Genomic DNA, 10,023 nt, shown 5'->3' with positions numbered 1-10,023 from the left:
GAATTCGACCGTTGTCATCCACTCCGGCCATCCGGATGCTGAGCAGGCCCTGCGCCGCCAGCAGGAGGAGATCTCCTTCCCAGTGCCGTTCGACTGGCTGGGGGCCAGGATCAGTTTCGAGACCCATGGCGTTGGCGAGCCCTTTGAGGCCGCCGGGGTTACGGTGACCCTGATCCGGCAGCATCACAGCCACGACAGTTACGGCTATCATTTCGCCCGGGACGGGCGCTCGGTGGTCTATTCCACCGACAGCGAGCACAAGCTGGACAATATGGACGCGGAGGCGGCCTTCGAGGCCTTCTTCGCCGGCTGCGACCTAGTGATCTGCGACACCATGTATTCCCTGGGCGACACCGTCAGCCTGAAGCAGGACTGGGGCCATTCCTCCAATGTGGTGGCCGTCGACCTCTGCCACGCGGCCGGCGCCAGGCGGCTGGCCCTGTTCCACCACGAGCCGACCTACGCCGACGCCGACATCCAGCGGATGCACGCCGAGACCATCCGCTACGAGGAGCTGGTCCGCGATACCCGGCCGGTGCTGGAGGTGATCTGCGCCTACGACGGCCTCGAGGTCGAGATCTGAACGAGCTCGATCCCGCGGCGCGCCTGCGCGTCCGCCTGTCCGGCCTCGCCGTGGCGGTGCTGACGGTGTTGGCGATCCTGATCTCGGGCGGAGACATCCGCCAGCCGCTGTTCGACCTCTACCAGCGCCTCACGCCCGCGGCCGCGGCGCCGTCCAAGGCGCAGGTGGTGTTGATCGACGCGCCCAGTCTCGCGGCGGTCGGCGGCTGGCCCTGGTCGCGCTACGTCATGGCCCGGCTGACCGAGGCCATCGCCAGCCGCGGGGCCGAGGCCATCGGCTTCGATTTCCTGTTCCCGGAGCCTGACCGCACGACGCCGGGCCTGTTCGCCGATCTCTATCCAGAACTGCCGCCGGCCACCGCCGCGGAGATCCGCAAGCTGCCCTCCATGGACGCGGTCTTCGCCCGGGTGATCGGCCGCAGCCCCGTGGTGCTGGCCCGCGCCGGCGTCGACCAGGGCTCCGTCGACGCCGTGGGGGCGGACGCGCCCCTGCCGCCGGAAGCTCAGTTCGCCGGGGCGGTCCCTGTAGGCCTGCCGATCTATCCGCAGGCCGTCGTCAACCTGCCGCTCCTCGACGGCGCGGCCCTGGGCCACGGCCTAGTGAACGGCCCCAAGGACCCCGACGGGGCGACGCGGCGCGTGCCGCTGCTGGCGAAGGCGGCCGGCGCGCTGACGCCCGGCCTGGCGCTGGAACTGGTGCGGGTGGCCGAGGGCGAGGATGGCGCGGCGCTGATTTCCCGCGCGGGACGGCTGCAGGCCGTGCAACTCGGCCGTCACCGCCTGCCGACCGACGCGCAGGGAGACCTGGCGCTGCGCTTCCGCGGCCTGCCGGGATCGGCCATCACCTCGGCGGCGGACCTGCTGCGCAGCGGCGTCCCGGCCAAGGCCTTCGCGGGTAAGATCGTGCTGGTGGGCCTGACCGCGGCCGGCACCTCCGACCTGGTCACGACGCCCCTGCAGACCCAGACCTACGGCGTGCTGGTGCAGGCCGAGGCGGTGAACGCCATCGCCGGCGCGGGCGGCCTCGACCGGCCGGACTGGGCGCCCCTGCTGGAGTGGGGCTTGGGTCTGGCCATGGCGCTGGCCGCCTGGTGGTTGACGCCGAGCCTGGGCCTGCGGGCCATGGCGGCGGGCGCGGTCGGGCTGGGCGTGCTGGTGGTGGGCGGCAGCTACCTCGCCTTCCTGCGGGGGCTGCTGCTCGATCCGACGCCGGTGCTGGGCCCCGGCGTGGCGACCGCGGCGGGGATGGTGGCGGTGCTGTTCGTCGAGGGTCGTCGGGCCCAGACGCAGCTACGCGCGGCCCTGGACGAGGAGCGCCTGTCGGCGGCGAAGATCGCGGGCGAACTCTCGGCGGCGAGCGAGATCCAGTCCGGCATGCTGCTGCCGCGCGCGGCGCTGCGCCGGGTCTGCGGCGCCGTCGAGATCGACGCTGTGCTGCAGCCGGCCCGCAGCGTCGGCGGCGACCTCTACGACGCCTTCATGATCGACCCCGGCCGGCTGTGCTTCCTGGTGGGCGACGTCACCGGCAAGGGCGTGCCGGCTTCGCTGTTCATGGCGCTGTCCAAGGCCCTGTCGCGCAGCTTCCTGATGCGCCCCCAGCTCGGCCTGGACGCGGCCCTGGACGGCATCAACGCCGAGCTCTCCCGGGACAACGGCCAGATGATGGCGGTGTCCCTGCTGGTGGGCGTGTTGGACCTCGCCGACGGGACCCTCGACCTGGTCAGCGCCGGGCACGAGAACCCGCTGCTGGTCGACGCCCAGGGCGCAGTGCGCGAACTTCGCCTGGATGGCGGCCCGGCCCTCTGCGTCGTCGAGGATTTCCCCTATCCGGTGGAGCGCCACGCGCTCGCCCCCGGCGAAACCCTGGTCTGCTTCACCGACGGGGTGACCGAGGCGCAGGACCCGCAAGGCCAGCTGTTCGACCGCGCGCGGGCCATGGCGGTGGTGGGCGGCCCGCCGCGGCCCTTGCCACAAACGGTCGATGCCCTGGTGGCCGCCGTACGCGCCTTCGAGGCCGGCCAGGAGGCGAGCGACGACCTCACCGTGCTGGCGGTGCGCCGCCTCTAGCGGACGATGATCTCCACGCGGCGGTTGCGCGGCTCGGCGGTGTTGTCCGGGGTCTGCACGAGGAGTTCGCGTTCGCCACGGCCGACGGCGCGGCTGATCGCCGGGTTGAGCCCCTGGGCGATCAGGGCTTCGCGGATGTCGCGGGCGCGTTTGAGCGACAGCATGTCGTTGTCGCTTTCCTTGCCGACGGTGTCGGTGTGGCCGGTGATCTGCACCTCGGCGCCCGGCCGCCTGGCGATCTCGGCGAACACCTTCTGCAGCTCCGGCTGGGACTCCGGCGTGAGCGTGGTGGCGCCCTCGACGAAATAGAGGGTGAAGTGCGCCGCCGGCGGCGGCAGGGCGTCGGTGAGCGCCGCATAGGCCTTGGGGTCAACCGGCTTGGCGGCGAATTTCGCGCCCAGCCGGGTCCGGGTGTTCTCGGCGGTCAACACGCCCTGTTCCGCGCCGGTCTTCGGATCGAACACCGCCACCGCGCCCACCTTGGCCCCGGGCTCGCCGGGCAAGAGGGTCACCGAGCCGCCGGGCGTCGATGCGCAGGCGGCCAGCAGCGGCGGCAGCGCCAGGAGCAGCCAGCGCCTCACGGCACGTCGACGACGAAGCGGGTGCCGCGCGCCGCCAGCAGCGAGGTGGGCGTCTTCACCTTCATGGCGTCCTTGTTTTCCTTGGCGATCTGGCCGGAGACGATGGCCAGCGAGCCGCGGTCGACCTGGGTCAGGGAGCTGCCCTTGTGGGTGGTGTCGTCGAACTCGAATTCGGCCAGCGCGATGTGGGCGTTCGGCCCGACCGCGAAACGGCTGTTGTCGATGAAGGTGATGCCGATGCGGCCGTCCTTGCCGGTGGTCAGCTCGTCCTTGACGTTGAGCGTGGCGCCGGCGGTGGCGGGGACGGTGCTCGTCCCGCGTACGATGCTGGCCTCGCCCGCCACCGTCTTGATGCGGCCGATATCGGCGGCGGCCGCAGCCGTCGACACAAACCCTGCGATCAGCAATCCTGCTGCGATCGTCCTGATCATCGCTTACCCCCAACGTCCGACAGGCCGCCCGTCATAGCAAAGCCTCGCGCCGAGTCCGACACCCAACCGGCGACGACCGTACGACTGGCGGTCGGGCCCGGAACGGTGACGCGCGCGCTATCGGCCGCGCGGACATTCGCCGGGACCGCGGGCCTGGGCGCCGACGCCTCCGACCGGCTGGCGGTGATCGTCGAGGAGTGGGTCGCCAACATCGTCGAGCACGGACGCCCAGCTCCGGACAGCCTGGTCACGCTGCGCCTGGAGAGGGCGGGGCAGGGCGTGCGGCTGGCGTTCAGCGATGCCGGCGTGGCCTTCGATCTTAGGGAGGCCGCCGACACGGGCCCTAACCTGGAGCGCGGCGGCGGTGCGGGTCTCGCGCTGATCGCGGCCTGGTCCGAGGTCGAGGACTACCGGCGCGTGCGGGGCCGCAACCGGCTGACGCTCAGATTGAGAAGCTGACGCCGCAGCCGCAGCTGGTCTTGGCGTTGGGGTTGCGCACCCGGAACTCCGCGCCGGCCAACTCGTCGACGAAATCGATCTCGGAACCCTTCAGCAGCACCAGGGACATCTCGTCCACCAGGGCCGCGGCGCCATCGCGCTCGATCCGCAGGTCGTCGGCCTGGGCGTCTTCCACCAGATCGAACTGGTACTGGAAGCCAGAACAGCCGCCGCCCTCCACCGCCACGCGCAGCATGACAGGCTTGCCCTCGGCCTGGCCGATGGCGTGGATGCGTTGCGCCGCGGCGGCGCTGAGGGTGAGGTCTGTCGTGGTCATGCCGGTTAGACGAATGAAACGCCTGCCCTATATGAGGGCGACTGCGGCTTCGACCAAGAGGCTGTCGCTATAGAGGGGTCAGATGGCCGCAACCTTGCCCGCCCGCGCGCCCTACGCCGAGGACCCCGCCCAGTCGCGGGGCCGCAAGGTCGCCGAGCCGGAAAGCCGCACGCGCACGCCCTTCGCCCGCGACCGCGACCGCATCATCCACTGCACCGCCTTCCGCCGGCTCAAGGAGAAGACCCAGGTCTTCGTGGCCCACGAGGGCGACCATTTCCGCACCCGCCTGACCCACAGCCTGGAGGTGGCGCAGATCGCCCGGTCCCTGGCCACGGCTTTGGGCCTCGACGCCGACCTCGCCGAGACCATCGCGCTGGCCCACGACCTCGGCCATCCGCCGTTCGGCCATGCCGGCGAGGACGAGCTGCAGATCCAGATGCAGGCCTTCGGCGGTTTCGACCACAATGTGCAGACCTTCCGGGTGGTGACCCGGCTGGAGCGCCGCTATCCGCGCTTCGACGGCCTCAATCTCACCTGGGAGACCCTGGAGGGGATCATCAAACACAACGGGCCGGTAGCCGATAAGCTGGAGAAGCCCTCCTGGAGCGCCATCGCCGAGTTCGACGCCGACTACGACCTGCGGCTGTCCGGCTGGGCCTCGGCCGAGGCCCAGGTTGCCGCGCTCGCCGACGACATCGCCTACAACAACCACGACGTGGATGACGGGATTCAGGCGGGCCTGTTCAACCTGGATGAGCTGAAATCGATCCCGCTGATCGGGCCGCATGTGGTGAGCGCCGAGGCTGACTTCCCGCAGTGCGAACCCGGCATCCTGCGGCTGGAGGCGGTCCGCCGGATGATCGGCGCCATGGTCGAGGACGTGCTGGCCGAAACCCAGCGCCGGGCCAAGGCGGACGGCGTGGCCTCGGCGGAGGATGTGCGCAACCTGGGCCAGGCCCTGGTGGCCTTCTCCCGCGACATGGCCGAGGACCTGGGCGCGCTTCGGGCCTTCCTGATGGAGCGGATGTACCGGCACTGGAAGGTGAACCGCACCCGCAGCCAGGCGCGGCGCATGCTGGCCGAGATGTTCCAGCTGTTCCTGGCCGAGCCCGACGTCCTGCCGGGCGAATGGTACGCCCGCACCCAGCACCGCAACGAGGCCGGCCGCGCCCGGGTGGTCTGCGACTATATCGCCGGCATGACCGACCGCTACGCCATCGAGGAGCACCGCAAGCTCTTCCACCTGGATTCGCTGCACTGAGCCGGGCTCAGAGGTAGGACGGCAGCTCCCCGTAGAAGGCCTCGACCCCGCGGGTCAGGGCGCTGACCATCTCCTGCTCGGCCTCGCTGACATAGGGGTTCCAGATGTCGAAGATCAGCACGGCGCGGGCCTCGCCGCTGTTGTTCCAGGCCTCGTGTTCGATGGTGTCGTCGAAAACAAAGGCCTTGCCGGGCTCCCACGGCCGCGTCTCCGCCCCAACTCGGAAGCCGCACCCGGGCGGCACGATCAGCGGCAGGTGGCAGATCAGGCGGGCGTTGTTGACCCCGGTGTGGGGCGGGATGCGGGTGCGCGGCTCCAGGATCGAGAACACCGCCGTCGGCGCCGAGCCCGGCAAGTCGCACTGCGGCCAGGCCTGCAGCGCCGCCACGGTCTTGGGGCAGCGGGCCATGTTGTCGGCCACGGCTTCGCCGGCCCGCCACAGATAGAAGACGCCCCAGCTGCGGGAGTTGTTCAGCGCCCGCCACTTCTCGTCCGGCGTGGCCTGCCGGGCGATGTAGGGCTCCAGCACCTCAGGGCCGTCGGCCAGGACGCCGATCAGCTCCTCGCGGATGTCGTCGGTCGCCGCCTCGATCGTGTCGAGCCAGGGGAAATCCTCGCGCGGGAAGAACTCAATGGCGGGCAGTTCGGGCACATAGAGGAAGGTGGGCTGCGGGCGGTAGACCCGTCGCTTCTGCAGATAGGTCGCCAGCGACTTGTCGAACCGGCCGGTGGCCTCGCCCGCGTGGCGGTCGCGGACCGGGCGCAGGTGCTCGTCCAGGAAGCTTTCCAGGGCGCGGCTGTTGGCCGCCACCACGGCCCGCGCGTGCTCGACGATCATGCGCATCTCTGGCGGAATCTGCGCGCCCGGCGGAATCATCATCATCGCCTTGCGGTAGGTCGCCGCCGCCGCCCGGGTGTCCTGCAGGTGTTCGTGGAGGGCCGCCACCTGCAGCAGGGCGCGCATGTTGGTGGGCTCGGCCAGCAGCACGCGGTTCAGCGCCGCCAGTTCCTCCTCGCGCCGGTTCAGGTCGCGAAGCGCTGTGGCCAGATTCAGCAGGTAGGCGGGATTGCCGGGCTCAGCCTTCAAGGCCAGCTCCAGGGCCGCCAGGGCGCCTGCCGGATCGCGCGCCAGGAGCTTGCGCCTGCCGATCTCGTTCAGGACCAGGGGATGGTTCGGCGCCTCGTTCTCGGCCTGCCGCATCAACCGCTCAGCGTCATAGGGCCGGCCGATCGCGGCGGCCTGGACGCTGGCGCCGACCAGCTCCCGGATGTGCTGATCCTGTGGCTTGGTCTCACTCAACTCGGCTTCACCCGTACGTGGGGCTCGAGTCGTCCCCGCGGTGGGTCGATTGCACGTATTATGTTTCTCTTATGTGTCTCGCATAATGAACTCGTCACGCGGCCGTCGGCCGCCGCGCGCCAAACTTCCGGCGTGGTCTGCGCACAGAAATCGGCGGGCAGGGCGGTTGGACGGGCGCGGGCTCGGCTAGACTGCCGCCTCTAGCGCGCGATTCGGCGATCCGGACGCGCCCCCGCGGGAGCCTTCGATGTCCGATCACGAGCGCGGCGCCTATACGCCTCCCACCGACGCGCCGCTCAGCTTCGACGCGCGCCAGCCGGTGCGCGGGGCGCGGCCCATGCCCTTCGCCCTGATCCTCTCGGCCCTGGTCCTGGCGGGCCTGGCGCTGGTGATGATGATGTTCTACCGCTCGGGCATCCGTCACGCCGGCCAGCCGCCGCAGGCGGTCGGCGCGCCGGTCGCCGCCATGAAGGCGCCGCCGCCCGACGAGGCCCAGCCGCAGGACCCCGCCGCCGGCCTGCAGATCTACAAGACCGAGGGCGGCAAGGCGCCGTCCGACGCCATCACCCCGAAGTTCGCGCCGCCGCCGGAGCAGCCGCAGTCGCGCGTCACCGTTCCGCCGCCGACTCCGCCGGTGACGGTCGCCCAGACTGCGCCCGTCCAGGCCGCGCCTGCGCCGACCCTGCGTCCGGCGCTTCCCGCCGCGCCGCCCGCCGCAGCGCCCGCGCCCAAGGTTGAGGCTCCGAAGGCCGCGGCGCCGCCTGCGGCCAAGCCTGTCGCAGTCGCCAAGACCGAGCCGCCTCCGGCGAAAGCCGTCCCGGCCAAGCCGGAACCCGCCAAGGCTGCGAAGGCCGCGCCTGCGCCTGCGCAGGCTCCGGCGGCCAAGGTGGCTGGCGTCGCCGCCGTGCAGATCGGCGCCGTCTCGTCCCAGGCCCTGGCCGACAAGGCGTGGAGCGAGGCCGCCGCCGTCGCCCCCGGCCTCGCCGCCGGCAAGGGCAAGAACGTCGAGAAGGTCGACAAGGACGGCAAGACCCTGTTCCGCGTCCAGGTCACCGGCTTCGGCGGCCGCGCCGCCGCCACCGCGTTCTGCGACAAGCTGAAGGCCGCCGGGAAGGCCTGCTTCGTCAAGTGAGCATCGCGGCGGCCATCCTGGGCTGCTCGGGCCTCACGCTGACGCCGGAGGAGAAGGCCCTCTTCCGGCGGGTGAGGCCCTGGGGCTTCATCCTCTTCAAGCGGAACGTCGCGACGCCCGATCAGGTGCGGGCCCTGGTGGACGCCCTGCGCGACACCGTGGGCCGCGCCGACGCGCCGGTGCTGATCGACCAGGAAGGCGGGCGTGTGCAGCGCTTGGGCCCGCCGCACTGGGGCCGCTATCCGCCGGGCCGGGCGTTCGGGGACCTCAGCGGCAACGACCCTCTGGTCCGCCGCGAGGTGACCCGGCTGGGCGCGCGGCTGATGGCGCACGACCTGGCGCAGCTCGGCATCAACGTCGACTGCGTGCCGGTGCTGGACGTGCCGGATCCCGCCGGCCACGAGATCATCGGCGACCGCGCCTATGGCCAGACGCCAGAGGAGGTCGCCTTCCTGGGCCGCGCCGCCGCCGAGGGGCTGATCGCAGGCGGCGTCCTGCCGGTGATCAAGCACATCCCCGGCCACGGCCGCGCCATGGCCGACAGCCACTTGGAGCTGCCGGTCGTCGAGGCCAGCCTGGAAGACCTGGACGCCCGCGATTTCGCCCCGTTCCGCGTGCTCTCCGACATGCCCATGGCGATGACCGCCCACGTCATCTACACGGCCATCGACCGCAAGCGGCCGGCGACGACGTCGACGAAGGCGCTGCGCAAGGTGATCCGCGAGGCCATCGGTTTCGACGGCCTGGTGATGACCGATGACCTATCCATGAAGGCGCTTAGCGGCGACTTCACCGAGCGGGCGAAGGCCAGCCGCGCGGCCGGCTGCGACGTCGTCCTGCACTGCAATGGGTCCATGGACGAGATGAAGGCGGTGGTCGACGGCGCAGGCGCCCTGAAGGGCAAGGCGGCGGCGCGGGCGACGGCGGCCCTGGCGCGGCTGGCGCGGGCGGTCGAACCCTTCGACGCCGCCGAGGCCCGGGCGCGCTTCGACGCGGCCTTCGACGGGCGGTTCGCGGCGTGAGCGCGACCTTCCAGCCCAGCCTGGACTTCGCCGCGGCGGCCAACGCCGCCGAGGACGGCGAGGCGCTGATCGTCGACCTCGAGGGCTACGAAGGCCCGCTGCACGTGCTGCTGGCGCTGGCCCGCAACCAGAAGGTCGACCTCCTGCAGCTGTCGATCCTGAGGCTCGCCGAACAGTACCTGGCCTTCGTGCAGCAGGCGCGGAAGGCGCAGTTCTCGCTGGCCGCCGACTACCTGGTGATGGCCTCGTGGCTCGCCTACCTGAAGTCGCGCCTGCTGCTGCCCAAGCCGGAGCAGCCCAAGACCGACGAGGCGCCGGCCGAGGAGATCGCCGCGCGGCTGGCCTTCCGCCTGGCCAAGCTCGACGCCATGCGTACGGCCGTCGAGGCCTTGCACACCCGCCCGCAGCTCGGCCGCGACGTCTTCGGCCGCGGCGATCCGCAGGCCATCACCGTGATCCCTTCGGGCCGTATCGAGGGCGACCTCTACGGCCTGATGAGCGCCTACATCGCCCAGCGGACCAAGGAGGCCAGCCGCAGCTATTCGCCGGCCACGCCCAAGGCCTATCCGCTGGAGGAGGCGAGGGACCGCCTGCGTCGCCTGCTGCCGGAGCTGGGCCGCTGGACGCCCCTGGCCGGGGTCGCGCCGATGGGGCCCCCCGGGCCCGGTGACGAGGGCCGGCCGGGCCGCGCCTCCTATGTGGCCTCGACGCTCTCGGCCAGCCTGGAGCTGGTCAAGGAAGGCGCGCTCGAGGCCCGCCAACTGGAGGCTTTCGCCGACATCTACCTGCGCACCCGCCAGGGAAAGGCCGCATGACGGGCGAACGCTCCCAGATCCTCCCCCTCAGGGGGAGGTGGCCTGAAAGGTCGGAGG

The 10,023-nt window shown here is 71.4% G+C and carries 11 protein-coding genes; 7 read left to right on the top strand and 4 right to left on the bottom strand.

Annotated elements, in window-relative coordinates; translation table 11 throughout:
* Positions 1-583, top strand: a 583-nt coding sequence (locus E8A49_RS16765) for an MBL fold metallo-hydrolase (protein WP_293383960.1), incomplete at its 5' end; no start/stop codon positions are given.
* A gap of 50 nt (positions 584-633) precedes the next feature.
* A complete protein-coding gene (locus tag E8A49_RS16760; RefSeq protein ID WP_293383957.1) occupies positions 634-2,649 on the top strand; it encodes a CHASE2 domain-containing protein in 2,016 nt (671 codons plus the stop codon).
* Here the strand turns inward: E8A49_RS16760 and E8A49_RS16755 are convergent.
* Together E8A49_RS16755 and E8A49_RS16750 are read right to left on the bottom strand one after the other, a co-directional pair.
* Entirely contained in the window at positions 2,646-3,230 is a 585-nt protein-coding gene (locus tag E8A49_RS16755) for an OmpA family protein (RefSeq protein WP_293383954.1), read from the bottom strand. The genes E8A49_RS16760 and E8A49_RS16755 overlap by 4 nt on opposite strands.
* On the bottom strand, positions 3,227-3,661 hold the full coding sequence (locus E8A49_RS16750; protein ID WP_293383951.1) for a FecR domain-containing protein: 435 nt from the start codon (positions 3,659-3,661) through the stop codon (positions 3,227-3,229). The genes E8A49_RS16755 and E8A49_RS16750 overlap by 4 nt, the downstream gene beginning before the upstream one ends.
* Positions 3,662-3,766: 105 nt before the next feature.
* Here E8A49_RS16750 and E8A49_RS16745 point away from each other — a divergent pair, with 105 nt between their 5' ends.
* The gene (locus E8A49_RS16745; protein WP_293383948.1) at positions 3,767-4,120 is read left to right on the top strand and encodes an ATP-binding protein; all 354 of its coding nucleotides are present in this window, start codon (positions 3,767-3,769) and stop codon (positions 4,118-4,120) included.
* Here E8A49_RS16745 and erpA read toward each other — a convergent pair.
* A complete protein-coding gene (gene erpA, locus E8A49_RS16740) occupies positions 4,104-4,436 on the bottom strand; it encodes an iron-sulfur cluster insertion protein ErpA (protein WP_293383945.1) in 333 nt (110 codons plus the stop codon). The two genes, E8A49_RS16745 and erpA, sit on opposite strands and share 17 nt — an antisense overlap.
* Before the next feature lie 82 nt (positions 4,437-4,518).
* Between erpA and E8A49_RS16735 the strand changes: the two genes are divergently transcribed.
* A complete protein-coding gene (locus E8A49_RS16735) occupies positions 4,519-5,697 on the top strand; it encodes a deoxyguanosinetriphosphate triphosphohydrolase (protein ID WP_293383942.1) in 1,179 nt (392 codons plus the stop codon).
* Between the two features lie 7 nt (positions 5,698-5,704).
* On the opposite strand, the gene E8A49_RS16730 is transcribed toward E8A49_RS16735, so the two are convergent.
* A complete protein-coding gene (locus E8A49_RS16730; RefSeq protein WP_293383939.1) occupies positions 5,705-6,997 on the bottom strand; it encodes an aspartyl/asparaginyl beta-hydroxylase domain-containing protein in 1,293 nt (430 codons plus the stop codon).
* 247 nt (positions 6,998-7,244) lie between these two features.
* Between E8A49_RS16730 and E8A49_RS16725 the strand changes: the two genes are divergently transcribed.
* The 3 genes from E8A49_RS16725 to E8A49_RS16715 are packed head-to-tail and all read left to right on the top strand — an operon-like array spanning position 7,245 to position 9,966.
* Positions 7,245-8,129: an SPOR domain-containing protein gene (locus E8A49_RS16725; protein WP_293383936.1), complete on the top strand. Its 885-nt coding sequence runs from the start codon at positions 7,245-7,247 to the stop codon at positions 8,127-8,129.
* Positions 8,126-9,151 (top strand): beta-N-acetylhexosaminidase, encoded by a 1,026-nt coding sequence (nagZ, locus tag E8A49_RS16720; protein ID WP_293383933.1) that lies wholly within the window; start codon positions 8,126-8,128, stop codon positions 9,149-9,151. The genes E8A49_RS16725 and nagZ overlap by 4 nt, the downstream gene beginning before the upstream one ends.
* Positions 9,148-9,966 carry a ScpA family protein gene (locus tag E8A49_RS16715; protein ID WP_293383930.1) on the top strand — a complete coding sequence of 273 codons (819 nt, stop codon included), beginning with the start codon at positions 9,148-9,150 and terminating at the stop codon, positions 9,964-9,966. Before nagZ ends, E8A49_RS16715 begins: the two co-directional genes overlap by 4 nt.
* Positions 9,967-10,023 lie beyond the last annotated feature (57 nt).

The sequence above is a fragment of the Phenylobacterium sp. genome (assembly GCF_004799515.1).
GTDB lineage: Bacteria > Pseudomonadota > Alphaproteobacteria > Caulobacterales > Caulobacteraceae > Phenylobacterium.
The sequence above is the reverse complement of the archived record's forward strand: the minus strand, read 5'-3'. Positions and strand labels throughout refer to the sequence as shown.